At 66.3% G+C, this 26,406-nt stretch carries 14 protein-coding genes; 10 read left to right on the forward strand and 4 right to left on the reverse strand.

From position 1 onward, the window contains the following. Positions 1 to 35 precede the first annotated feature (35 nt). On the forward strand, positions 36 to 1,445 hold the full coding sequence (locus tag KT882_RS18165) for an aspartate kinase (protein WP_161071176.1): 1,410 nt from the start codon (positions 36 to 38) through the stop codon (positions 1,443 to 1,445). Positions 1,446 to 1,454: 9 nt separating this feature from the next. Next, complete coding sequence (locus tag KT882_RS18170) at positions 1,455 to 2,657, forward strand: YbfB/YjiJ family MFS transporter (protein ID WP_228892926.1); 1,203 nt, start codon at positions 1,455 to 1,457, stop codon at positions 2,655 to 2,657. A gap of 10 nt (positions 2,658 to 2,667) precedes the next feature. Here KT882_RS18170 and KT882_RS18175 read toward each other — a convergent pair whose 3' ends face one another. After that, entirely contained in the window at positions 2,668 to 5,766 is a 3,099-nt protein-coding gene (locus KT882_RS18175; RefSeq protein ID WP_228892927.1) for a glycoside hydrolase family 2 TIM barrel-domain containing protein, read from the reverse strand. An 88-nt stretch (positions 5,767 to 5,854) separates the two neighbouring features. After that, positions 5,855 to 7,276, reverse strand: a complete 1,422-nt coding sequence (locus KT882_RS18180) for a glycoside hydrolase family 88/105 protein (RefSeq protein WP_228892928.1) — start codon at positions 7,274 to 7,276, stop codon at positions 5,855 to 5,857. 202 nt (positions 7,277 to 7,478) lie between these two features. Between KT882_RS18180 and KT882_RS18185 the strand changes: the two genes are divergently transcribed. Genes KT882_RS18185 through KT882_RS18205 form a run of 5 tightly spaced genes read left to right on the forward strand, consistent with a single transcriptional unit; the run spans position 7,479 to position 14,540 of the window. Further along, positions 7,479 to 8,063: an RNA polymerase sigma factor gene (locus KT882_RS18185; protein ID WP_161071172.1), complete on the forward strand. Its 585-nt coding sequence runs from the start codon at positions 7,479 to 7,481 to the stop codon at positions 8,061 to 8,063. Continuing rightward, positions 8,050 to 8,997: a FecR family protein gene (locus tag KT882_RS18190; protein ID WP_228892929.1), complete on the forward strand. Its 948-nt coding sequence runs from the start codon at positions 8,050 to 8,052 to the stop codon at positions 8,995 to 8,997. Before KT882_RS18185 ends, KT882_RS18190 begins: the two co-directional genes overlap by 14 nt. Beyond that, a complete protein-coding gene (locus KT882_RS18195; RefSeq protein WP_228892931.1) occupies positions 8,998 to 11,442 on the forward strand; it encodes a TonB-dependent receptor in 2,445 nt (814 codons plus the stop codon). It begins immediately after the preceding gene. Continuing rightward, positions 11,443 to 12,759: a TonB-dependent receptor domain-containing protein gene (locus KT882_RS18200; RefSeq protein ID WP_228892932.1), complete on the forward strand. Its 1,317-nt coding sequence runs from the start codon at positions 11,443 to 11,445 to the stop codon at positions 12,757 to 12,759. Between the two features lie 17 nt (positions 12,760 to 12,776). Further along, positions 12,777 to 14,540 (forward strand): glycoside hydrolase family 28 protein, encoded by a 1,764-nt coding sequence (locus KT882_RS18205; protein WP_228892933.1) that lies wholly within the window; start codon positions 12,777 to 12,779, stop codon positions 14,538 to 14,540. Here the strand turns inward: KT882_RS18205 and KT882_RS18210 are convergent. Further along, positions 14,535 to 16,883 (reverse strand): hypothetical protein, encoded by a 2,349-nt coding sequence (locus KT882_RS18210; protein WP_228892934.1) that lies wholly within the window; start codon positions 16,881 to 16,883, stop codon positions 14,535 to 14,537. The two genes, KT882_RS18205 and KT882_RS18210, sit on opposite strands and share 6 nt — an antisense overlap. Before the next feature lie 158 nt (positions 16,884 to 17,041). Between KT882_RS18210 and pelA the strand changes: the two genes are divergently transcribed. The 3 genes from pelA to KT882_RS18225 are packed head-to-tail and all read left to right on the forward strand — an operon-like array spanning position 17,042 to position 25,429. Continuing rightward, a complete protein-coding gene (gene pelA / locus KT882_RS18215; RefSeq protein ID WP_228892935.1) occupies positions 17,042 to 21,010 on the forward strand; it encodes a pectate lyase in 3,969 nt (1,322 codons plus the stop codon). Next, positions 21,007 to 22,413 carry an oligogalacturonate lyase family protein gene (locus KT882_RS18220; protein ID WP_228892937.1) on the forward strand — a complete coding sequence of 469 codons (1,407 nt, stop codon included), beginning with the start codon at positions 21,007 to 21,009 and terminating at the stop codon, positions 22,411 to 22,413. Before pelA ends, KT882_RS18220 begins: the two co-directional genes overlap by 4 nt. 25 nt (positions 22,414 to 22,438) lie before the next feature. Further along, positions 22,439 to 25,429, forward strand: coding sequence for a TonB-dependent receptor (locus tag KT882_RS18225; protein ID WP_161071167.1), 2,991 nt, complete (start codon positions 22,439 to 22,441; stop codon positions 25,427 to 25,429). Positions 25,430 to 25,541: 112 nt separating this feature from the next. On the opposite strand, the gene KT882_RS18230 is transcribed toward KT882_RS18225, so the two are convergent. After that, positions 25,542 to 26,402: an MBL fold metallo-hydrolase gene (locus KT882_RS18230; protein ID WP_228896697.1), complete on the reverse strand. Its 861-nt coding sequence runs from the start codon at positions 26,400 to 26,402 to the stop codon at positions 25,542 to 25,544. Positions 26,403 to 26,406 lie beyond the last annotated feature (4 nt).

Here is a 26,406-nt window from a genome sequence, read left to right on the forward strand (position 1 = left end):
GCTATGATATCCCGGTCTATCCGGGAATCCAAATCATGAAAAAAATCGTTGTCAAATTCGGCGGCTCCAACCTCAGGCGGCCAGAAGACATCGACCGCGTGGTCCATGTCGTGCAAACCTACAACCGGCCATTGGTGCTGGTGGTGTCCGCATTCTTCGGCATCACCAATGCACTGGTCGACTGCGTGCAGGCCGCGCGCGAAGGCGCTGGCACCATGTCGGCGCTAGCCGAAAGCCAGGACTACACGCTGGCGCTGCGCGCCCTGAAGAAGCAGATTCTTGAAGCGAACATCGCAGACCCCGCGCTGCGCGCCCGCACCGAGGCCGCGCTGAACGCCCGCCTGGACCAGCTGACGCGCTTCCTGACCGGCATCCACTACATCGGCGACGTGCCGGACTTCGTCAACGACGTCATCCTCAGCTACGGCGAACGGCTTTCCAGCCTGCTGCTCACGGACGTGCTGCAAAGCCGTGGCATCGCCGCGCGCGAAGCGCTACCCGAGGACATCGGCCTGCTCACCGACGGCGTGTTCGGCAACGCCGCCTGCGATTTCGACGCCAGCACCGGTCCAGTGTCGCAGGCGCTGGCGGGCGACGGCGTGGTTGTTGTGCCGGGCTTCTACGGCGTGAGCCGGGACGGCAAATCGACCCTGTTCGGTCGCGGCGGCTCGGACTACTCGGCCGCCTCCATCGCGCGCTGCATCGGCGCGGAATCGCTGGACGTGTGGAAGGACGTGGACGGCTTCCTCAGCGCGGATCCAGGCGCCGTGGACGCGCCCCACTCCATCGCCAAACTGCATTATCTGGAGGCGGCCGAGCTGTCCTACTTCGGCGCCAAGATCCTGCACCCGCGCACGGTGGAGCCGCTGTTCGACCAGGCCATCCCCATCCGCATCCTGAACATCACCAAGCCGGAACTTGGCCTGCATCCCTTCACCGTCATCGACGCCGAGCGCACCGTCACGCACGACGTGGTGAAGAGCGTGTCTTCCAGCGACGACGTTGCCATCCTCAAGCTGCATGGTCCGGGCGTGGGTTTCAAGCCCGGCATCCTGGCCGAGGTGACCACCACGCTGGACCGCCACGGCATCAACATCAAGAGCGTGCTGACGGCGCAGACCGCCATCAACGTGCTGCTGGCGCGCGGCCACCTGGAGGCGGCCTACGAGGCGCTGATGGAGCACCACCTGGCTGGCGTGGTCGAAGTGAGCCGCAACGACGCGGTGGCCATCGTGGCCGTGGTGGGCGACGGCGTGCTGGACGCGTCGAATGTGGGCAGCGCGATCGCCAGCCGGGCTTTGTCGGCTGCGCTGGCGGGCGGCGTGCGCGTCACGCTGGCCGCTGCTGGAGCGAGCGAAGTGGCGGCCTATATGCTGGTGGACCGCGACGACCGCCGCCTGGCACTGCGCCTGATTCATGACGAGTTCTTCGCCCGGCCCGGCTGAAGTGCCTGCATGACTGGCCACCCGCACTCGCGGCCCAACCCGCTGCCGCATCCGCTCATGACCGCGCTCGCGCTGTCGCTGGCGGCGGCCGTCGCCCTCGGGCTGTCGCGCTTTTCGTATGGACTGCTGCTGCCGCCCATGCGGGCGGACCTGGAATGGTCCTATCTGCAGGCCGGCGCAATGAACACCTGCAATGCGCTGGGCTACTTCCTCGGCGCGCTGGCCACGCCGGCATTGATGCGCCGCCTGGGCGTGTGGCGGCTGATGATAGCGGGCTGCATATTGGCCAGCCTGTTCATGCTGGTTTCCGGCGCGGTGACCGGCGCCGCAGCCCTGTTCCTGCAGCGCCTGTGCGCAGGCGTGGCGAGCGCTTTCGTCTTCATTGCGGGCGGCGTGCTGGCGGCGCGGCTGGGCTCCATGCGCAGCGAGCGCGCGGGTTTCTATATTGGCCTGTATTACGGCGGCACGGGCTTCGGCATCGCGCTGTCGGCCTTGCTGGTGCCTGCGGCGCTGGGCTCCGCGCAGCAGCACGGCGTGGCGCACGCGTGGCAATGGCCCTGGCTGGCGCTGGGCATTGCCTGCCTGCTGGCGACCGCCGTCATGGCCGCCCCGGCGCGCGCCATCGGCGAGGCTCCGCCCGGCCAGGGCGGCAAGCAGCGCTTCGCGGTACGCGACTTTGCCTTTGGCCTGAGCGGCTACTTCATGTTCGGCGTTGGCTATATCGGCTACATGACTTTCGTGATCGCCCTGCTCAAGCAGCAAGGCATGCGCGCCGATCTGATTACGCTGTTCTATACCTTGCTGGGGTTGGCGGTTGTGGCGTCTTCGCGGATCTGGGCGGGCATGCTGGACCGCTTCAAGGGCGGCGAGTCGCTGGCGATACTGAATGGCCTGCTCGGCGCAGTCACCATCCTGCCCGCGCTGACCAGCGCGGCGCCCATCGTCTTCATTTCCGGCATTGTATTCGGCGGGGTGTTCCTGTCGGCCGTGGCCTCGACCACGGCGCTGGTGCGGCACAACCTGCCGCAGGAATCCTGGTCGGCGGGCATCAGCGCATTCACCACGGTGTTCGCGCTCGGGCAGATCATAGGCCCGACCGTGGTGGGCTGGATTGCCGACGGCCCGTCCGGCCTGGAGCGCGGCCTCATTGCTTCCGCAGTGGCCCTGTTTATCGGCGCGGCGCTGGCGTCGCGGCAAAAAGCCCTGCCTTGACGCCTGCCCTTTATTGATCGTAGCTGTGGACGAAGGGTTTGAACACGTCCTTGGCCGCGACAGGCTTGCCGAACCAGCGCACCAGCGGCGACGGCCACGCGTCCGACACGGGCAGCAGCGTGAACGAGCCTGCAATCCGGCGCGGCGCATCCAGCGGAATGGCGATTTCCGGCGTTGTGCCCTTGTTGCCGGGGCTGGCGATCAGGGTGTTGTGGCTTAGCAGCGTGCCGTCGGCATTGCGCTCCACCGCCACGTCCGCTGCGGGCGTTGCCAGCGCAAAGCCGGCGCCGCCGGCGGTGCTCAGCACGGCGAGTTCGGTCTCCCGCCGGTTGCCCTGGAAGCGCAGGTCGGCGCGGTTCACGTGGTACAGGCCGAATTCGTTGAGCCTGTCCTTGCCGGGATAGCCTGCATACGGCCCCTGGCCTATCCAGCGGAATTCGTCCGTACCGGCGGGGGCGAGCACCGATAACCCGGCTTCGGACATGCTGCCCACGGCGTCAAACGACGCGTAATCGTAGCTGACCGCGATACTGCCGTTGGCGGCGATCTCCAGCTGATAGCCGCCTGCCAGGCCGCCCTTGCCGCTGCCCAGTTTGGACGCGCTGGCTGCGCCGCTTGCGCCGGGCAGCAGGTCGTCGGCGCCAGCCGCCGGTGCGGCCGCCTGGATGGCGGCGAAGCGCGCGGCGGCTTCGTCATGCAGCGGATAGCGGCCTGAAACAGCGAGGCGCACCTTGCCGCCCCCCTGCTCCACTTTCACCACCGGCTGCTCCAGGCTGGTCAGCGTGGACGACAGCCACAGGGGCGACGTCTTGGCGCGCAGCGCTTCCGCCATCGTCGGCTTGCGGCCGCTGTGGGGATAAATCCCGGCCACCAGCACCTTGCCCGCGCGGTCGCGGATGGTGAGTTCGCCCGAAGCGCGCTGCACGGATAGCGTCCATTGCGGCAGCGCCACCGTCACGCCGTCCGCGCTTTCGCTCACCGCCGGTTCGCCTTGCACCGGTAAGCTGGCGGTCCAGCCGCTGCGCGCGCCTGCCAGATCCAGCCGCACCGTGCGCTCGTTAATCTGCAAGCCTTGCTCGTCCACGGCGCGCGCATGCAGCGCCAGCACGTCGCCATCTGTGCCGGCCGGCACGGAAACCGGGATGCGCACGGTTTGCTGCCCGCGCGCGGCGGCGCTCAGGGCCTGGCTGCCCTGCTGGATGCTTTTGCCGTTGCGCTGCAATGCCCACAGCAGCTTTACGCCGCGCAGCGCGCGGAAGTCGTAGCGGTTCTCCACCGTCAGCGCGATCTCCTGCGCACCCGGCCGCACGGCTGCGGAACGCTCGGCGAACTGCACCGGCGCATACACTTTGCGCATCTGCCAGAAGTCCACCTGAGGCGTGCGGTCTGCGTAGGTCAGTCCGTCCGCTCCATCAAGGCCGTGGGTGTCGTAGTGGTGATACTGGTCCAGCCACGCCGTCTGCGTGGGCTTGCCGGTGTCCACCGGCCGGCTGCTGGCGCGCAGCAGCCCCTGGTCGTGGAAGTGCCAGATGGCGCCGCCCGCGAAGACGGGATTGGCCTGGATGATGTCCCACTGCACCTGGATGCGGTCCGTGGCCAGACCCAGCGCGTGCGCGTACTCGGTCAGTATGGTGGGCCGCTTCAGCTTCTGCGCGTAGCCCGCCAGCGTGGCGTTGCTTGGGTAGTGCGGCGAGTACAGGTCCACAAAATCCGGAATGCGCTCGTAGTTCTTGGCAAAGTAGCTGCCTATTTTGGGATAGGTGATGGGCCGCGTCGGATCGAGCCGCTTGGCGATGCGCCCGGCTTCCATCTCCGCGTCCGTGATGGGATTCTCGTTCCCTATGCTCCAGATCAGCACCGAAGGCCGGTTCTTGTCGCGCGCAATGGTGGGCTCCACCCGCGCCAGGATGGCATCGCGGTAATCCGGTTTTTCCAGGTTCTTCTCGCCATGGCCGATGGCCACTTCGTCCATCACGTAAAAGCCCAGCTCATCGCACAGTTCCAGCAGGCGCGGGTGCGGCGGGTAATGCGAGGTGCGCACGAAGTTGACATTCCCCTGCTTCATCAGCGCCAGGTCCTGCCGCATCTGCGCTTCCGTGACGGCGCGGCCGGTCTTGGCATCCAGATCATGGTGGTTCACGCCGCGCAGCTTGATGGGGCGGCCGTTCAGAAGCAGCACGCCGTTGGCTATGCTGACTTCGCGCAGGCCTATGCGCTCCTCCACCGTCTGCAAGGTCTTGCCGCCGGCGGACACGGTAAGGCGCAGCCGGTACAGCGACGGTGTTTCGGCAGTCCACAGCCGGGGCGCGGCAATGCGGATGACGCCTGCGCGGTGCGCGTCGCCCGAACGGGGCAAGGAGAACTCGCCCACGGTGCGGCCGTCCGGCGCCAGCAGCACGGCGCGCACGTCGGCGTCCGACTGGCTCAGCTCCGCCTGCACGGTCAGTTCGGCTGCGCCACCGTCCAGCAAGCGCGTCCTGGTGCTGTAGTCCTGCAAATGCACGGCGGGCAGCGAGAACAGCGTAACGTCGCGGTAGATGCCGGACAAGGACCAGTCGTCATTCAGGTCGAATTCAAAGCCGTGCGGCTTGGTGGTGACGCGCACGGCGAGCACGTTGTCCGCATTGGAATCCGGCAGCAGCAGCGCACTCACGTCGAAAGTATGGCGATTGAAAGCGCTGGCAGAGGACTCGCCCGCCTTCTTCCCGTTCACCCAGACCTCGTAGCCGAAGGCCACGCCTTCAAAGCGCAGGAAGGCGCGCCGGCCGCGCCAGTCCGCAGGCACGCGGAAGCTGCGGCGATAGAGGCCCAGCCCGTCCTTCAGTTCGTCCGCATAGGACGGCTCGGCAAAGCCCTTCAGCTCCCAGTTGGCGGGCACCGGAATGGTCGCCCAGGCAGATGCGTCGAACTGAGGCGCGGCAAAGCCGCCATCGGCGCCTATCTCCAGGCTGGGGAGGTATTTGAAGGACCAGTTGCCGTTCAGTGTACGCGTATAGGCGGCTTCGCTGGAGGGGTAAGCTGAAGCGGAGGTGGCGGCGGAAGCTGCGCCGCCTGCCATGAATGCGGCAGCCAGCATGGCCGCCACCGGGGCGAGTTTGAAGGGGAACATGTGACGCAATCCAGTAAGAAGCCGCCAAGGCGGCGGCTGGTTGCCACGAACTAGCCGGCCCGGTTGAATACCGGGCCGGCCGGGCTGCTTAGCGCGCGCCCTGGAACATCAGGCCGCTGTCGTTCAAGCCGAACTTGTATTTCTTGTTCATCTCGATGATCTCGGCGCCGGCCAGCAGTGCCGGGCCATAGCCGTGCGCCGCCTTCACGCTGGTTGGACGGTAGGAGTAGAACGCCGGGTCGAACGCCATGCCGGTGCCCACGCAGATGCCTTCGATCTGGCCAACGGCCGTCACTTTGCTGGCTACCGCGTTCCAGGCCAGGTTGGCCATCGGGCCGTACATCTGCGCGTCCACGTAGCCGCGGTTGACGGCGCGGGCGATGGCGTAGGTGTAGATCGCGGTGGCGGAGGTTTCCTGGTAGGTGTCCGGACGGTCGATCAGCTGGTGCCAGAAGCCGTCGCGGGTCTGGTATCCGGCCAGGCCTTTGATGTGGGCGCGCAGCTGCTCCAGCACCGCGTTGTACTGCTTGTGGTTCTTCGGCAGCACTTCCAGGATTTCAACCATGGACATCACAGCCCAGCCGTTGGCGCGCGCCCAGCGCATTTCAGGATGGTCGCGCAGGCCTTCCACGTAGCCGTGCATGTAGAGGCCCAGCTTGGGATTGAACATGCGCTTGGAGAACTGCAGCACCTGCTTGGTGGCGTCGTCGAAGTGCTTGCGGTCGCCGGTGACGGCGCCCAGGTAAGCCATGGTCGGCACGCCCATGAACATATCGTCCAGCCACATGGTGTTCGGCAGCGGACGCATTTTCACGCCGCCCTTGCCATCCGGGCCGCCGCGCGCCAGCGTGCCGTCCTTGAGGCGGTACTCTTTCTTGGTCACGAAGTCGCCGCAAATGCCTATCATCTGCGAGTAATCGACCGTCGAGCCGCCCAGCTTGGCCTTCATGAAGCTGTGGCACAGCGCGCCCGCGTCATCCAGCGCGTGCGGGTTCAGGAAGCTCTTGATGGGCGCGTGCGCATTCTTCGGGTCGGCCTGCACCACCGGATAGTAAGTCTTGGTCAGCTGGGACAGCAGCTGGTGGCGCTTGATCGTGTAGTCGGTGTAGCGCTTGTCGCCGGTGGCCGCGCCGGCAGCGAGCATGCCGATGTAGGTAACGCCCCATTCGTAGCTGGTCAGGCGGAAGTCGCCCGGCTTGATCACCGCATCCGGATCGGGCCGGGTCAGGTCGGTCACCGGCGAGCCGTCGGCCTTGTGGACCAGTTCCGCCGGCGTGGTGCGGTCCAGGTAGGTGAACACGCGGTCCAGCACCGCCTTCACTTCGGCCGTGTCCATGGCGCGGTACGGGGTGGGATAGTCCACCACCAGCGCGTGCAGCATGGCGTCGGCCGCAGCCGGCCCTTTTTCCTGGGCGACTGGCGCTTCCTGGGCCGATACGTTGAACGCAGCCGGGAACAGGCCGGCGACGAGCGCACTGGTCACACAGCGGCGCAGCTTCGAGGCATTCATTAAATACGTCTCCTTGATTGGAATGAAAATGTTTGCCAAGGATATGCCACAAAAAATGATCAGAACAATCAACTTTATGACTAATGGAATCATATCCGCGACACTTTTCATAAGGAGCGGACAAAAACGGGCATGATAGCCATTAAATGGAAGCGCAAACGGAAGCGCAAGCAAATCCGGGGAAGCATGAATGGGCGGGCTTATGCACACTGAAGTGGTTGACTGGCTGACAATACATTTTCTGCCGCATGAAGCGGAACTGCGCCGCATGCTGCGCCGCGTCTGCATTGGACCGGCGGAGGTGGACGACGTGGTGCAGGAGACCTGCTACCGCATCCTGTCCATGCCCAGCCTGGACCATGTACGCGATCCCAAGCCCTTTGTGTTCCGCGCCGCGAAAAACATCGTCCTGGACCGCATCAAGCGCGACAACGTGGTCCACATCGAGGCCTTGGCCAACCTGGAAGAGCTGGACATTGCGGACACGGCGCCCTCGCCCGAACGCGTGGTATTTGCGCGCTCAGAGCTGGAATGGGTGATAGGACTGGTGGCCAATCTGCCGGACCGCTGCAAAAGCGTGTTCCGGGCGCGTAGAATACATGGCCTTTCGCAGCAGGAGACCGCCGAAACGCTGGGCCTGACCGGCGGCGTGGTGGAACACGAGATGATGAAGGGCATGCGGCTGATGTCGGAAATGATCGCCCAGTACGGCATGCAGCAGGAAGCTGTGGTCAGCAATTTCATCCCGGGCAAGCGCCCGGCCAAGAGAATCAATGCCAAAGATTGACAACGAAGCCTTCGAATGGGTGACGCGCAAATTTGCGCGCGGCCTCAGCGAAGAGGAAAGCGCCCAGTTCAACGCATGGTATGCGGCCGATACGCGGCACCAGGGCGCGTATGTGCGCGCCATGGCAATTTACAACGCGATCGATCTCGCGACGGCGCCGCAATCGCTTGCGCCGGAACACGCGCGTGCGGCCAAACGGCCCCTGTCGTCCCGGCGCGGCTGGATGGCGGCCGCGATGGTAGCCTGCGTCGCCGCGACCGTGGGCGTGATGAGCTTTTCAGCCGTCCACGATGACAAGGTGCTGGCCACGGCCAAGGGTGAATTCCGCAAGGTGCCGCTGCAGGACAAGTCCATTGCCACCATCAACAGCGGCAGCCGGATCGCGGTGGAGTTCACACAGCACCAGCGCAAGATCGAACTGCAGCAGGGCGAAGCCTGGTTCGAGGTGGCCAAGGACAAGTCCAAGCCCTTCATCGTTGCATCGGGGGACGCGCGCATCCGCGCGGTGGGCACCGCGTTCTCGGTGCGGCGCTTCGAGCAAGGGACGGAAGTGCTGGTGACCGAGGGCACGGTGGAGGTCTGGAGCGAGGGCCGCAATGCGGAACGGCGCCAGCTCACCGTGGGCGAACGGGCCTTCCTGGCGCCTGGCGCCAGCCCCATTTCCGTGAGCCGCCAGCCTGCGGAAGTCAGCCGCAAGCTGGCCTGGCGCGAGGGGAAGCTGGTACTGAAGAACCAGACACTGAGCGACGCCGTCGCCGACTTCAACCGCTACAGCGCCAAACCCATCGTCATCGCCGATGCAGCGTTGGGCGGAAAACGCCTGTTCGGGCAGTACAAGCTGGACGAGCCCGAGCTGTTCGCCAACGATGTGAGCACGGTGCTGGCGGTGCCGGTGACCATTACTGCGGACACGATTTTCATTGGCCGCCAGTAAATGCGTGCAATCGTTGCGCAAGTAGGCATCGTCGCCGTGGGCGCGCTGGCGCACGCGGCGCCGGCGGCTGCCCAGGCAGCGCATGAGACTGCGCGGCCCTACAATATTCAGGCCGGCCCCGCGACGGACACCATTCCGGAGTTTGCGCGCCAGGCCGGCATCAACATCCTGGTGTCGGCCGACATTCTGGACGGCGTCGCTACCAATGCGCTGGCGGGCGCACTGACCACCTCCGAGGCTGTCACCCGGCTGCTGGCATGCACCGACCTGGCGGGCAGGGTTGGCGCCAGCGGCACCGTGGTGATACTGAAGCGCGCGCCGTCCGAACCCGACTCCAGCGACGCGGCAACGGCATGCGGCGCGGCGCCCGCGCTGCCGGAACTGCCGCCGGTGCTGGTGGTGGGCACGCGCGCTGCGCAGCAGTCGGGCATAGAGCGCAAGAAGAACGCCGCCACCGCCATGGACTCCATTGTCACCGAGGACGTGGGCTCGCTCCCGGACCGCAATATCGGCGAAGCCATCTCGCGCATGGCAGGCATTGCGCTGGACCGGGGCGACTTTGGCGAAGGCGTGAACGTCGCGGTGCGCGGCAACGGCCCGGAGCTGACCCGCGTGGAGTTGGACGGCCAAGCCGTGCAATCGGCCGGCGGCTCAGACATGAACGGCGGCGGCGACGGCCGCGCCGTCGAGTTCCGCCAGCTCTCGGCGGACCTGATCAAGAGCGTGGACGTGGTCAAGGGCTCCACCGCAGACATGGTCGAAGGCTCGCTGGGCGGCAGCATCATTATCAAGACCCGCACCGGCCTGGATTTCAAGAAGCCCTACGCATCGCTGCGCCTGGGCGCGACCCAGCATTCGCTGAACAGGCAGTGGCAGCCGGACGCCAACGTCATCCTGTCGGACAAGTACCTGGACGGCCGCCTTGGCCTGCTGCTCAACGCCTCCAGCACCACCCTGCTCAACGAAGGCCACTCGGCGCAGGCCGCAGGCAACGGCAACCAAGGCTATTTCCGCCTGTATGACTTCGACAACTCGCCGGACAAGACCTTCAGCTTCCAGCCCGGCACCGTCAACAAGGCGGACCTGGCCGCAAGCACGCCGCTGCTGCAATCGCCGCTGTCCGGCGGCGGCTTCTTCAACTCGGGCACCCCGCTGGACATCGTCACCCGTTCGGCGGCGGCGCGGACCAAGGAAGACTGCGCCACCGCCTTCCCGGCCCTGGGCGCGGCCCAGCTGAACGCCATCTCGCCGGCGGCCCGCCTTGCGGCGCAGACCCAGCGCGGCAACGAGCTGGCAACGTGCCTGAACCAGTGGAACGACTACACCCCGTCCGCTCCGCGCTATCTGGTCAAGCGCGAAATCGACCGCCGCAAGAATCTCGACCTGCGCGCCGACTTCAAGGTCAGCGACGAGCTGACCGTCTACGCCAAAGCCAGCTACAACAAGCGCCACAACGACATCAACGTGCTGGCCTACAGCCTGGGCAACCTTGCCATCGTCAACGGCGTGCCGAACACGGTGCCGGGATCGGTGGTGGTGGACGCCGCCCACCACCTCACGCAATACACCTTCCAGGGCGGCGCGGCGCGGACCGACCAGCTGCACGACATCGGCCTCACCACCGCGAAATACCTGCAGCTGGGCGGCAGCTTCAAGCGCGGCGGCCTGTCTGCAGACTTCTTCGTGGGCGACGCGGGCTCCGACTTCCGGCGCGGCGCCAAGCGCCTTTCCTTCACCGACTACTACGGCCCGGCCACCGCCAGGCTGCTGTCGAACGGCTTGTGGGGCAACAACTTCCCCGAGACGGACCCCATCAAGGAACAGAGTTTCGAGCGCTACGCCAAGCTGTTCCCGAACGGCGCCAGCGCGGCCATCCTGCCCGGTCCCTACAATACGCAGGCGGTGCCGGCTTATACCGCCGAGCAGCAGCAGGCGGTAACCTCGTCGCCCAACGTGACGTGGGAGCCGCAGATCCGCGAAAGCGGGGAGCGCACCGCGAAGCTGGACATGGCCTACGCCATGCCGGAAAGTGTCCCATTCTTCAAGCGCATCAAGTCCGGCTTCAATCTGCGCGACACCGGCAGCAAGAGCTGGACCATCAACAACGGCGGCTACATCCTGCGCGATCCGGTGGGCGTGTACGGCCAGCCCGGCTACGTGGCGCCGCTGGTGCTGCCTTCGCCCACCTTGCGCAGCACGCTGTACGGCTGCCAGGACACGCCTGGCTCGCTGGCGCCCGGCGGCAACAAGTGCCAGTATGGCCTCATCATGAAGGACAACACGCGCCAGGCCTTCGACAGTTTGGCCGTCATGACCATGCCGCAGTTTATGGACCTGCTGCGGCAGACCATGATACTCAAGGCCACGCCCACCAGCTTCTTCCACGGCGCAAAGGACAGTCCGCAAGGGCTGATGGACAACTGGACCCAGATCGACGTGGAATAGGTGTTCTCTCTGGTGGGCATCCCGAACGCCAACTTCGACTGCGTGAAGCGCTGCAAGGCAAGCGACGGCAAAGTCTACGACCAGCCCTACGCGCAGCTCAAGGAGCGCGCCTCCGCGTTCTACCTGATGGGCGACTTCAGCGCCCTGCCCTTCGGCCTGGAACTGGACGGCAACGTGGGCGTGCGCTACGTGCGCACCCGCGTCAACGGCACCGGCATGATGACCTTCGTGGCCATCACCAAGACCGACGCCTACGACCCGCTCAACCGCGACGCGCCCGGCGGCATCGTCACCACGCGTGTTTCGCAAGCCACCCGGACGGACGCGGAGGCCAGCGACATCCTGCCCAGCCTTAACCTGGCCTTGTGGCTGGTGCCGGACCAGCTGGTGGCCCGCTACAGCGCGGCCCGCACCGTGGCGCGGCCGCCGGTCTCCCGCCTGCTGCCGTCCGGCGTCTGCACCTTCGACGAGCGCAGCGAGGACGACAGCGAAGTGTTCCAGAAGTGCTCCGGCACCATAGGCAATCCGCTGCTGCGGGCGCAGCAGAATGTGAACCAGAACCTTTCGCTCGAATACTATCCCAACCGCGACACCATGTTCAGCGCAGCCGTATTCCGTCAGCGCGGCAAGGTTGGCGCGGCGGTGCCGCAGGGCGTATCGCACGTCCCCTTGCAGGCGCCGCTGGCGGCTGGCGCAGGCGCCCCCTTCACGGACACGCTGTTCGACTACTCCACCTGGATGAACGGCGCGGCCTCCAGCCGCACCGGCCTGGAACTGGGCGCCAAGACCGCCTTCACCTTCCTGCCCTCGCTGCTGCGCCATACCGGCATCGACGCCAACTACAGCAAGCAGCGCTCAAAGTCGAGCACCGAGAACATCGTGGACCTGCTGACCGGCGCACCGCTGCCGCCGGCGCGCGAATCCAAGTACACCTATAACTGGGCGCTCTGGTACGACGACGGCAAGCTGGCCGCGCGCGTGGCGGTGCAGGCGGTGGCGGCCTACTTCAACTGCATCGCCTCCTGCGGCGCTGCGGGCGTGAACAACTACCCCAACGCGGCGCCGGTGCGCACCGGCTTCCCCTACAACCCGGGCTCGCCGAACTTCAAGGACGGCACGCGCTACGTGGACGCCAAGCTGTCCTACAAATGGCGTCCCAACATAGAGTTCTTCATCGAAGGACGCAACCTGGCCAACGCCACCACGTCCAATAGCCAGGGGCGGTTCGCCCCCTTTGCCGACGGCACGCCCAACCTGCTCGACTTTAACTACTCCGGCCGCCGCATCATGGCCGGCGTCACCTTCCGCACCATGTAGACAAGGCCACCTTGACCATGAACGACGCAAGCAATCCGCACCGCCGCACCTTTCTGCGCAATGCCAGCGCCCTCGCGGCGGCCACGGCAACTGCTGTTCCCTTCGCCTCGGCCCAGTCCAGCGCGGATCCCTGGCAGCGCGCGCAGGACATCATCGCCCGCTGCAGCAGGCCGCCCAGCTTCCGCAACGAGGACTTCCCTGTCACCGCATTCGGCGCGAAGTCCTGCCGGCTGGTGGCCGCCACGTCCACCTGGCGCAAAGTGCAGTGGGAAGTGAAGACGCCCGCGCCCGGTTCGCACGACTGCCATCCCGCCATCGCCGCCGCCATCGCGGCCTGCCACCAGGCGGGCGGCGGCCGCGTGCTGATCCCGGCGGGAAGCTGGTACTGCAAAGGCCCCATCGTGCTGCGCTCCAATGTGCACGTGCACCTGGCCTCGGGCGCGCAGGTCTACTTCAGCGCCAACCCGGCCGACTACGCAAAATACGGCGATATCGACTGCGGCGAACGCGGCAAGCTGGTGGTCTCGCGCTGGCAAGGCAACGACGTGCTCAACTATTCGCCGCTGGTGTATGCCTACAAGCAGACCAACATCGCCCTGACCGGCGCCGACTGGACCAGCGTGCTCAATGGGCAGGCCGGCGTGCCGTTTGAATCCGGCGACAGCTCCTGGTGGGGCTGGGTGGACCGCAGAGGCGACGAAGTCAGCGCCGCCACCGTCAATCCGCTCAACCTGCCGCTCGACGCGGTGGCGCCGGGCCTGGGCCCTGCCGAACGCGCGCTGATACAGGGCGAGCACCCGCGCTGGAACGGCGACACGCGCTACCTGCCGGCGCTGTCCGAGGCCGGCGTGCCGCTGGCGCGGCGTGTGTTCGGCGTGGGCCACCACTTGCGGCCATGCCTGGTCGAATTCATCGGCTGCAGCGAAGTGGTGATGGAAGGCTACCAGGCCGTCGCGTCGCCGTTCTGGATGCACCATCCGGTCGACTGCCGCAATGTCCGCTTCAGCAAAGTGAACATGGAGAGCATAGGCCCGAACAACGACGGCTTCGACCCGGAATCCTGCGACACGGTGCTGGTGGACGGCTGCACCTTCAACACCGGCGACGACTGCATCGCCATCAAGTCCGGCAAGAACCGCGACACGCAGTTCGGCCCGACGCGCAACGTGGTCATCCAGAACTGCATCATGAACAGCGGCCACGGCGGCGTAACGCTGGGCAGCGAGATGGCGGCCGGCATCGAGCATGTGTACGCGCAGAAGATCGAATTCCGCAATGCGCACTGGGCCACCGATCCGCTGGGCAGCGCGATCCGGCTGAAGACGAATATGAACCGTGGCGGCTTCCTGCGCCACCTGTATGTGCGCGACGTCCGGCTGCCCAATGGCGTGGACGCGCGCGACAAGCGCGGCAAGCCGGCCACCGGCGGCGGCGCCATCGTCACCATAGACTGCAACTACGCAACGGGAGACGACGGCGTGCGCACGCGGCCACCCAGCGTGTCGGACGTGCACATCTCCAACCTGCGGGCCGGGACGGTCAACATGGCGGACGGCGACTACTCCTGCTACCAGGCCGTGGTGATACTCGGTCCTGTCGCGGCCAGCTTCAACGGGCCGGCGGGAACTGCCATCCTGCCGGTGACGAACATCTCCATCACCGACTGCGACTTTGGCACCGCACGCAACGCCGGCCAGCCGGTATTCCTGCACAACGCCCGCAACGTGGTGCTGAAGAACGTCAAAATCAACGGCAGGACAATCAGCGAAACGCTGTCATAGCGACGGCAATATGCCTTCGGCCCGGACTTTCCAGCCGGTTTTAGGGAAGCCCGGCGCGGCGCCCGCGTTTCCGTCCCAGCCGCCGGCCATCAGCGCGACGGCCAGCAGCAGGCCGCCGTTGGACGGGAAGTAGGTCTCCGCCGCGCGCTGGTAGCCGGGACCGTCCGGGCCGGCGTCCTGCCGCGCGCCCGCTTCCGCACCGGCGCCCGTGGCCGTGGGCACGAAGGCTGCGGCGTGCGCGTCCAGGTGCACGCGCGGCGTCATGCCGCTGCTGCCGAACTGGTTGTTTTTCGCGTCGAAGAACAGCCAGGACAGCGCCTCCTCCTGTGCGTTCAGGCGCGCGGCGGTCATGGCCATCATCGGATAGTCCCAGCCCCAGGTCTGGCGCAGGTCCCAGTCGCGCTTCACGCGGTCCAGCGTGCGGCGCATCGCGGCCTTGTCCACCCCGCGCCCCGGCAGCCAGCCCAGCGGCATCAGGAAGGAAGGATGGTCGCGGTTCTGGCAGTCCTCCTCCAGCGCGTTCGACTTGCAGGCGCCCGCCGCCTTGTTCCAGAAGTCCGGCTCGGAGCGCACCGGCAGGTACACGCCATCCTTCTGCGGCAGGTCCGGCCAGTTTGCCAGCACGGCGTCCCAGTCGGCGCGGCGGGCCTTGCCCGCGCGCTCGCGCCAGGCCTGCGCCGTCTCGATACCCCAGCGGAAGTAGGCCACCTCGAAAGCCGGATCGAAGGTGCTCAGCGGCGGGAAGTTTTCCTGCACCGGGATGATGGGCGGGCCGAGGCGCACCTTGCCGCTCTGTTCATCCAGATGCGCGAGGGTCGCCAGCAAGGCTGCGGTTTCCTCCACCAGCTCGCCGTAAGCCTTGAGCACGCGCGCGCCACCGCCACCGGCCCGGTACAGCAGCTCGCTCATATAAATAGGGTGCGGCTGCTGCCACATGATGAAGGGCGAGACCTTGGATGGGCTGTCGGCGCCATCCGGCCCTATCATTTTTGGCCACCAGGCGCCCTTCAAGCCCTGCTCCGCCGCGCGCGCCTTCGCCTTGGGCAGGAAGCCGGCGTACCAGCCCAAGCTCCGTTCAAGCAGTTGCGGGCGGCCCCACAGCGCAAAGTGCGCCGAGTGCCAGGGATGCATTTCCAGGTGCGACTTGCCATTCCAGCTATTGGAAAACAGCCCCTCCTCCTGCGGCGCGAAACTGCCGGCGGCGTTCACCGCCATCAGGTATTGGGACAGGATCACGCGGCGCTCCAGCTCATGGGCGCGGGGATCGGCGGAGCCCGAGAAATCGACCATGCCGCCCTTGCTCCAGTAATCCAGCCAGTGCCGCTGCACGGACGCCGCCGCAGCAGCAGGAGCAGGCATGGCGGCGCCGGGCTCGGGAGAGAACTGCGCCATCACCGTCAGGGTGCGGGATATCGACCCGGCGCGGTAGGCGTGGGCGTCCGTCCGTTCTATCACTGCGCCCGGCGCTGCGATCGCCGCGTAGTAGGTGGTGGCGTCTATCCGGCGCTGCAGGCGCAGCTCGCCGGCCTTGCCCGGCAGCTCGCTGGTGCTGTGGGCGGCCGGATTGTTCCAGTCCGAAGGGTCGGGATTGAGCGTTTTGGACACGCCAGGGAAGCGCACGGCCACGGCCAGGCGCCCCTGCGCCACCAGCGCGGAGCTTACTTCGGCCATGACGGTGTCCTGCTCAGGCAGCACGCGGGTGACGACGGTGACGGCCTCGCCGTCGTAGACGAAGCGGCTGGTCAGCGTGCCGGTCCACAGGTCCAGCGACTGGTGCGTCTCCTTGATGTCGGCAAAGCGCGCCGCCGAGCCATCTTTCGCGCGCAGGTCCAGCGACAGGCGGCCCAGCGAGTAGCGGTGCGGGTTTTCCCGTATCCACGCCACTGCCGGGTTGTTCGCGGCCTCGGCCCAGTCCTTGATATAGCCATAGCGGCGCGTGTGGCCCTGCACGGGGATGTCGATTTGCGTGTCCCGCACGGTATGGCCCTGTGGATTGGGGAAGCTGTGCCAGGCCCACTGCGCTTCCGTGAGCAGGGGCGCGATCTTGCTGTAGGCCTCGGTGAAGGTCTGCAAGCCGGTGATGTCCGCCGTGAAGCCGATATTCCCGTTGCCCAGCATGAGCGGCGCCGAACGGTCAACCGCAGTGAGCACCGGATTGTGCCGCGTGACCAGCGCCTTGCGGTCTATGCGCTCCCCCGGGCCTATCCGCCGCGCCGCGGCGTGGCCGGCCGCAGGCAGGGCCAGCGCGGACGCGGCGGCGGCGGCGGTGAGCATGAGACGGCGGCGGGAAAGCAGGATGGGACGCATGTCGCTGGCCTTGATCTTCAATTCAGGGCTGGCCATTCAACCATAGGGCGCGCCGGAAAGTGAAGATTTATACGCTGCAGGGCTCCAATTAATCAAGTTCTTGCGTGTTTGCTGTTTTGGTTGAGGAAACTTCGTCTTCGCTAGTCTTATCTCTTAACGGGGCAGCGTTCCCGGCACAAGATGATGGAGACAGAATGATATTTTCAACAAGGACGGGCGCGTTCGGCGCCGTGTGCCTGGCACTCGCCGCACCGGCGTTCAGCGCGGTGGTCGGCATCAACACCCCCGCTCCGGAAGTGACGGCGGCGCGCCTGGCCGAACTACCCGCCTCGCAGCGCGCCGCGTGGGCCGACTATATTGCGCGGTCGCAGAAGCAGGAACGGTACGACCGCGACACCCTGGCCGCCGAACTCCAGCCCGGCGAGACGCCGCCGCCTCCGCTGGCGGGCAGCAGCAAGATGCCGCTGAATAAAGACGCCGCCTGGTACGGCACGCCAGAAGCGCGCGCCATTGCGGACACCATCGCCAGCTTCCAGACCCCGTCGGGCGGCTGGAGCAAGAACCAGGACCGCACCAAGCCTGCGCGCCTGCGCGGCCAGCGCTATGCCAACGACGCCGAAACCATGGCGCTCAACACCGGCAGCTTCGACGCGCCGCATGACCGCTTCTGGACCTTCGTCGGCACGCTGGACAATGGCGCCACCACCACCGAGATGCGCTTCCTGGGCCGCGTGCAGGCACGCTTCCCCGGCAAGGATGGCGACGCCTACCGCGCCAGCATCATCAAGGGCGTCAAATATCTGCTGATGGCGCAGTACCCGAACGGCGGCTGGCCGCAGAACTACCCGCTGGAAGGCGGCTTCCACGACGGCATCACCTTCAACGACAACGCGGTGGCCGAAGCGGCCATGATCCTGGAGGATATCGCCGAAGGCCATGCGGACTTCGCCTTTGTGGCCCAGGACCTGCGCCAGCAGGCAGGCGCCGCCAGCGCCCGCGCCATCAAACCCATTCTTGACGCGCAGGTTGTGGTGGACGGCAAAAAGACCGTCTGGCCGCAGCAGGTGGACGCCATCACGCTGCAGCCCATTTCAGCGCGCAACTACGAGATGCGCTCGCTGGCCAGCGCGGAGAGCAGCGAGGTACTGCTGTTCCTGATGCGCCAGCCGAATCCGTCGCCGGAAATCAAGGCCTCGGTGGAAGCGGGCATCGCCTGGCTCAAGGCGAACGCCATCTACGGCAAGGCCTTCACCAAGGTGAGCGAAGAGGAAGGCCGCAAGCTGGTGGACAAGCCGGGCGCAGGCCCCATCTGGTCGCGCAACTATGACATCCGTACCGGCAAGCCTATCTTCGGCGACTGGGACAAGTCCATACAGGACGACGTCAACAACATCTCCAAGGGCCGCCGCAACGGCTATTCCTGGTACAACGCCGCGCCGCAGAAGGCGCTGGACGTCCACGCCGAGATGGCGGCCAAGGACATCGCTATCGCCGCGCCGCAGGGCCTGAGCGGCGTGATCGTGCACGCCGAAACCTATGGCGCCAAGGGCGACGGTGTGAGCAACGACACGGCCGCGCTACAAAACGCCATCGACGCGACGGCGGCGCGCAAGGGCACGCTGGTGCTGCAGCCCGGCGTCTACCTTACCGGTTCGCTGTTCCTCAAGTCCGGCATGGCGCTGCGCATCGACAAAGGCGTGAAGCTGGTGGGCGCGCAGGACATCAAGGCTTATCCAGTGATGCCGACGCGTATCGCGGGCGTGGAGCTGTCCTGGCCGGCGGCGCTGCTCAATATCTACGAGCAGAAGGACGTCAAAGTGTATGGCGAAGGCACGGTGGACGGCAACGGCAAGGTGTTCTGGGACCGTTTCCAGGCCATTCGCTACGACTACGAAGCGCGCGGCCTGCGCTGGGCCGCCGACTACGACGCGCAGCGCCCGCGCCTGATCCAGGTCTACAATTCCAGCCGCATCGAACTGGGCAACGGTCCGCAGGGCGCGCCGCTGAATCTGGAGCGCTCGGGCTTCTGGACCGTGCAGGTGGTTTATTCGCACGACGTGAAAGTCTCCGGCATCACCGTGCGCAACAACGTCGACGGCAAAGGCCCTTCGACGGACGGCGTGGATATCGACTCCTCCCACACGGTGCTGGTGGAGAACGCCGACATCGACGCCAATGACGACGCCTTGTGCCTGAAGGCCGGGCGCGATGCGGACGGCCTGCGCGTGAACCGCCCCACCGAGAATGTGGTCATCCGCAATTCGACCGTGCGCTCGGCCTATGCGGGCGTGACCTTCGGCTCGGAAACCTCGGGCGGCATCCGCAAGGTGCGGGTCTACGGCCTGAAGGTGGTGGGGCCGGTACGCTACGGCATCCTGTTCAAGTCGGCCGCCACGCGCGGCGGCGGCGCTTCGGACATTGATATCCGCGACGTCGACGTGCAGCAGGCCGAAACCGGCATCCGCATCAATCTGAACTGGTTCCCGGCCTATAGCTACGCCAAGATTCCGGACGCGATCAAGGACTACCCGGCCTACTGGAACACGCTGACGGCCCAGGTGCCGCGCGCCCAGGGGCTGCCGCAGGTGCGCGACATCCGCATCAGCCGCGTTACGGCCAAGGGCCTGAAAACGGCGGTCGAGCTGGAAGGCTATGCCGACGCGCCGCTGAACAATATCCGCATTGAAGACGTGGACCTGGAAGCGGACGCGCTGGGCGCCATCCGCCATGCGCGCAATATCCAGTTTGCGCGCAGCCGCATTGTCAGCCGCAACGGCGTGCCTATCGCGCTGGAAGACGCGGACAACATCACCGGCTTCGCTCCCGTCGCCGCCGACGTGGCGGGCGTGGAAACGAACTGGCTCGCCGCGCCGAAGCGGCCCAACACGGCTTTCACCGCGGACCAGCTGCCCGCCCGCGCAGCCGTGCTGCCGGTGCTCGAATACGTGGCCGCCGCGCAGATCGCGGACATGAGCCGCCGCCCCATCCAGCTCTCCACCGGCTCCAACCTGTCCGAGATTTCCTCAAACTGGGTGGCCGCGACCTTCTACGTGGGCGCAGCCCGCCTGGCGCGCGTTTCCGAAGACAAGAACACGCTGCGCTTCCTGACCGCCACGGCGGAGCACTACAACTACGCATTCCGGGGCGCGCGCGCCGACCGCGCGCTGCTGAATGCCGACGAAGTGGCCATCGGCGATCTGTACCAGGAGCTGTATGCGCGCCGCCGCCAGCAGGGCGTGCTGATGCCGCTTCAGCAGCGCCTCGATTTCATGACGCCCCATCTCAGCCGTCCGCAGGAAACCGCGTCCCTGATCTGGTGGTGGTGCGACGCGCTGTACATGGCCCCACCCGTGCTGGCGCGGCAGTCGGCGCTGACCGGCGACCCTAAGTATCTGCGCGCCATGGACAAGGAATGGCGCCGCACCGCCGCCCGCCTGTGGGTTGAGCAGGACCGCCTGTTCCTGCGCGATGAACGCTTCAAGGATGCGGACCACAAGGGTGCCGGCGGCAAACCGGTGTACTGGGCGCGCGGCAACGGCTGGGTGATGGGCGGCCTGGCGCGCACGCTGGAGTCCATGCCCGCCAGCTTCAAGGGACGCGATTTCTATACCGGCATCTTCCGCAAGATGGCCAGCCGCGTGGCCGAACTGCAGCAGGCGGATGGCCTGTGGCGCAGCGACCTGAACGATCCCAAGAGCTTCCCCGAGGCGGAAACTTCGGGTTCGGCCTTCTTCGTCTACGCGCTGGCCTGGGGCGTCAACCATGGCCTGCTGGACAGGCAGGCCTACCAGCCGGCCGTACTGAAAGGCTGGGCTGCGCTCAACCGCCATGTGCTGCCCAATGGCCTGATAGGCGCGGCGCAGAAGACCGGCGACCGCCCGGTGCCGACCAGCGCGGACGATGTTGGCCCTTACGCCACCGGCGCCTACCTGCTGGCAGGGCTGGAAGTGATGGACCTGCACGGCCCGGTGCAAGCGTTGCCCGAACCGGCCGTCGCGCGCGACGACGAAGCCACCATCCTGGCCACCACGCCGCAGCCCGTCCTTCCCCGCACCGTGATCGGCGAAGCCGAGAAAGCCCGTCGCGAGCAGGAAATGCGCGCCACGCGCGCCCTCGCCTATGACCCGGCTGCGCTCAAGCAGCCAGCAAGGAGCCAGCCATGACGCAAGCACGCCGCCGCACCGTATTGAAAGGCCTGTGGGGCGCATCCGCCCTGCTGCCGATGGCGATGGCGTCCGCGCCGGGCCGGGCGATGGCGCAGGCTGACCAGCCTGCATCGCCTGCGCAGGCCGCACCGGCCGCGCCGCAAGGCCCGGCGCCCAAGCAATGGACGGACCCGAAAACCGGCCGCCGCATCCTGCGCATTTCGGACCAGGAAGGCTCGGGCGTGCTTTATTTCTACCGCCAGGCCTACACGCCCGAAGGCGACGTGATGGTGCTCAAGTCCCCCGCCGGCATCGCCGCCGTGCGCCTGAATGACTGGAGCACCACGCTGCTGGTGAAGGGCAAGGAGAACGAACTCCTGTTCATGCTGCGCAACACCCGCGAGGCGGTCTACGCCGTCACCGACGCGGGCGACGGCGAGGCGGCGGAGCGGCCCAAGACCATTTACGCCATCCACGTCGATACCAAAAAAGTGCGCAAGCTGGCCCGCATTCCGTCCGGCGGCATCAGCGGCGCCAATGCGGACGACACGCTGCTGCTCGGCTCCGTCACCTATGGAGCCAAGCCGCTGCAGCCCAGGGATGCCGCTAGCATAGAAAAGTTCGGCAAGGCCGAATACGCGGCCCTCGGCCCGGACGGCAAGCCGCTCAACTTCGCCAAGGCCAAGGGCGTGCGCATGCTGGAACGCTGGGCTTCGCGCGTGCCCGCCGAGCTGTTCACGCTTGATATCAGGACCGGCCAGCGCACGGTGCTGTACACCACCGAGGAATGGATAGGCCACGCCCAGTTTTCGCCGACCGACCCGAAGCTGATCCGCTTCTGCATGGAAGGCCCATGGCACCGCGTGGACCGCATCAAGCTGATCCAGGCCGACGGCACAAGCCTGCGCAGCGTCCACACCCGCACCATGAACATGGAAATCTGGGGCCACGAGTTCTTCAGCCAGGACGGCAAGTGGCTGTGGTACGACCTGCAAACGCCGCGCGGCCAGGTGTTCTGGGTGGCGGGGCTGGAGCTGGCCACGGGCAAGCGCGTGTGGAAGCGCGTGGAGCAGAACGACTGGGGCGTGCACTTCAATATCGCCCCGGACAACAAGACCTTCGCCAGCGACGGCGGAGACTTCGACATGGTGGCCCACGCCCCGGACGGTAAATGGATCTCGCTGCTGCAGGCGGAAACCATCGTCGACGCCGAGCTGGATTCCTACAACGACAAGCTGGTCACGATCGAGCAGTTCCGGTCGACCCGGCTGGTCGACATGTCCGCGCATGACTACCGGCTCGAGCCGAATCTGCGCTTCACGCCGGACGGCAAGTGGCTGGTGTTCGCCTCCAATATGCACGGAGCAAACCACGTCTACGCCGTCGAGGCGCACGCGCCGGCCGCCAAGGCCGGCATTTAAGCCATAACAAAAAAGAGGAGACAACATGGCAGTAGCAACACACCCCAAGGCACAGATTCCCCACGCCCGGCTGCGGCAAATAGCGCTTGGCGTTATCGCCCTGGTGGGAGCAACCCAGGCGCAGGCCCAGGCCCAGCAAGCTGGCAAGGAAGCGGCGGCCGATAACACGGTGGTCGTCACCGGCTTCCGCGAAAGCCTGAACAACGCCCTGAACATCAAGAAGAATTCGGACGGCATTATCGACGTCATCAAGGCCGAGGACATTTCCAAGTTCCCGGACGCCAACCTGGCCGAGTCCATGCAGCGCGTGCCCGGCGTGTCCGTGGCCCAGGGCGACGGCGGCGAAGGCAAGCAGATCACCGTGCGCGGCCTGAACGCCGGCTTTACGCGCGTGCGCATCAACGGCATTGAAGGCACCACGGCCACCGGCGCGTCCGACATCAACGGCAGCACCAACCGCGGCCGCGCCTTCGACTTCAGCGTGTTCGCGGCGGAGCTGTTCAACAGCCTGGCCGTGCGCAAGACCTCCGAGGCCGGCGTGGAGGAAGGTTCGCTGGGCGCCACCGTGGACCTGCGCACCGCCCGTCCCTTCGACTTCAAGGGCGAGACCGCCAGCATCGGCGGCCAGGGCCTGTACAACACGGTTTCCCGCAAAACCCAGCCACGCCTGACCGCGTTGTATTCGAACCGCTGGGATACGCCCATCGGCAAGGTCGGCGCCCTGGTGGCGGTGGCCTACGCCAAGCGCAGCGCCATCGAGGAAGGCTATGAGTCGGTGGACAATATCGCCGGCTCCGTCAACGGCGGCTTCTGCTCGCCCATCGGCGCGGCCACGCAGTACCCGGCCACCAACGCGGTCAAGGGCATCGACGCGCAGAACTGCGGCTTCGGCGTGCCGCGCTCGGGCAACCTGGCCGTCTACAACGACATTATGAGCCGCAAGGACGATTTCGGCGGCACGGTGGCGGCTCCCCCCGGCAGCTCGGGCGCCTTCCACCCGCGCATTCCGCGCTACCGCCGCTCGCAGACCGAATACGACCGCACCGGCCTGACCGGCACCCTGCAATGGCGCCCGGACCGCGCCACCGAGCTGAATCTGGACCTGATGGGCGGCCGCTACAACAACAAGCGCTACGACAACTACATCCAGGCCATCTCCTTCGGCCGCGACATGACGGAAAACGGCAAGGGCCAGACCTCCATCGTCGATGCCAAGTTCGACAGCAAGGGCAGCTGGGTGTACGGCAAATTCAACGGCGTGGACATCCGCAGCGAAGGCCTGGTGGACGAATACAGCACGCTGTTCAAGCAAGGCGTGCTGTCGCTCAAGCGCGAGCTGACCGAAGGCCTGACGCTGGACGTGATGAGCGGCGTATCGAACTCCCTGCTGAGCAATCCGCACCGCACCACCGTGCAGATCGACGCGCCCAATGTGAACGGCTTCACCTGGGACTTCTCCAAGGGCGGCGTGCCGGCGCTGGGCTTCGGCATGGATATCACCAATCCGAACAACTTCTCCTTCGGCCCGCAGGAGGCCAACGGCACCGTGCACGGCAACTTCGTGGGCCGCTACCTGCGCACCTCGAACGAGCTGAAAACCAACACGGCCAACCTGACCTGGGAGGTGAACGACAAGTTCACCGTCCGCACCGGCCTGTCCGCGCGCCGCAACAGCTGGTTCAACTACGAGGTGGCGTCCGGCGGCATTCCCACCCTGGGCCTGCCGGCCGGCACCACGCTGGCCAGCCTGACGCGCCAGATCTCCGGCTTCGGCAGCGGTCTGGGCGAGGGCGTGCCGTCGTCGTGGGCGGCGGTCGACATGGACAAGTTCCAGGCCGTCTACAACACCGAATGCCACTGCGCCGCCGTGCCGCTGTCGGACTACGTGCTGGCCAACCAGGTCAAGCGCCAAGTGGACGAGAAGATCAACGCGCTCTACCTGTCGGGCGACTTCAAGGTCAACGCCTGGGGCCTGCCGCTGCGCGGCAACCTGGGCGTGCGCGGCGCGGACACCACCACCACCGCCATGCAGCTGATCAAAGACCCGGCCGGCCAGCTGGTGCCGCGCGTGGTCGAGCACAGCTACCGCGACTGGCTGCCGGCGTTCAACATCACCGCCACGCTGCCGAAAGACCTGCTGGTGCGCTTTTCTGCCGGCAAGACCCTGTCGCGCGCCGAGTACGTGGACCTGGCGCCGTCGGCCTCGATCAACCTGACCGGCCAGTCGGTCACGGTGGGCAATCCGACGCTGGACCCGATCCGCGCCAACACCTTCGACCTGCAGGCCGAGTGGTACTACGCGAAGAACGCAATGATTTCGGTGGGCGCCTTCCACAAGAACATCAAGACCTTCATCCAGCGCACCAATGAGCTGATGACGTATGCCGAGACCGGCCTGTCCAACTCCTACCTGACCGCCACCGGCTGCTCGATCACCGGCGCCGTGCCGGCCTGCGCCATCCAGCCGGACACGCAGGTCAGCGTGAGCCGCATGGTCAACACCAAGGGCGGCCCGCTGGACGGCCTGGAAGTGAACTGGCAGGTGCCGTTCACCTTCCTGCCCGGCGCATGGAGCAACTTCGGCGCGCTGGCCAACTACACCAAGGTCAAATCGCGCATCACCTACATCACCCGGGTGGACAATCCGCGCACGCCGGCCAACGAGCAGCTGACCGAGGAAGCCAACTTCATCGGCCTGTCGCCCAACGCCTACAACCTGACCGTATACTACGAGGACAAGAAGTTCAGCGCGCGCGTGTCGGCCACGCACCGCTCCAGCTTTATCCGCGACGTGCTGCGCAACGCCAACGGCAGCGACCACTCCTTCGCCGATCCGTCGACCAAGGTTGGCCTGTCCATGTCCTACAACGTGACGCCGCAGCTGCGCGTGTCGTTCGAGGCGCAGAACCTGACCGACGAGCCGCTGCGCTACGGCAAAGACACCGAGCGCAACGACACTCTGCTGTACGGCAAATCCGGCCGTTCCTATGTGCTGGGAGCGAACTACAAGTTCTGAGCGCAGCACTGAACAGATCTTCCGTCCCCCGCCTTGACTCCCTCTCGGCGGTGTTTGACGCGGGCATAGTCCCGCGTCTTTTTTTTGGGCGGCGCGTTTCGCCGTCCGGCGCTCAGAAATCCCAGATGACAGGCACCCAGCGGAAGGCGTCGCCGTCGATGGCCACGCGGCCGACGGATGGGAATGGGAGGTGGCTGGCTACCAGCAGGCCGCCGTTCCGGGCCAGTTCGCGGAACAGCCCCACGCGCACGCGCTCCGATTCCACCGGGTCGTGCTCGAAGCCGTTGTGCCATTCGGGGTGGTCGAAGGCGACCGGGAACATGGCGTCGCCGGCGAAGGTCAGCAGTTCGCCTTCGGAAGCCAGGTCCACCACGCTATGCCCCGGCGTGTGGCCGCCCGTGAGGCGCACCACCACGCCCGGCGCAACTTCATGGCGATCCTGGAAGATATGCAGATTGCTGCGGTATTCCTTCAAAAAGCTGGCGGCCGTTGAGCGCAGCACGTTCGGCACTGGCGTGGGCATGACGGTCTGGGTGAAATCGGGCGCGTCCCAGAATTCGACTTCGGCGGCCGCCACGTGGATGCGAACGTCCGGGCGCAGCTGCTCTTTCACGCCTTCGGCCAGCAAGCCGCCCACGTGGTCCATGTGCATATGGGTGATGACCACGTCCGTCACGGCCGCCAGATCGATGCCGGCGGCCTTCAGCCGCGCGGGGAACTGGCCGGCGCGCGGGAAGCCGGAGAACTGCGAACCGAGACCAGTATCCACCAGGATGATCTGCTCGCCGCTGCGTGCCACCAGCACATTGAGCGGCCAGTCGAACGCCTCCTGCGGCATGAACATGTGATCCAGCCAGGCCGACAAGTCGGCCTTCGTGGCGTTGGTGGCCATGGTGGAGGTGGGCAGCGGCAGCACGCCGTCGCTGACCACCAGCACGTCGATCTCGCCAACCTGCAATGACTGGCAACAAATTGCA

The sequence above is a fragment of the Pseudoduganella aquatica genome (assembly GCF_020865585.1).
GTDB lineage: Bacteria > Pseudomonadota > Gammaproteobacteria > Burkholderiales > Burkholderiaceae_D > Rugamonas > Rugamonas aquatica_A.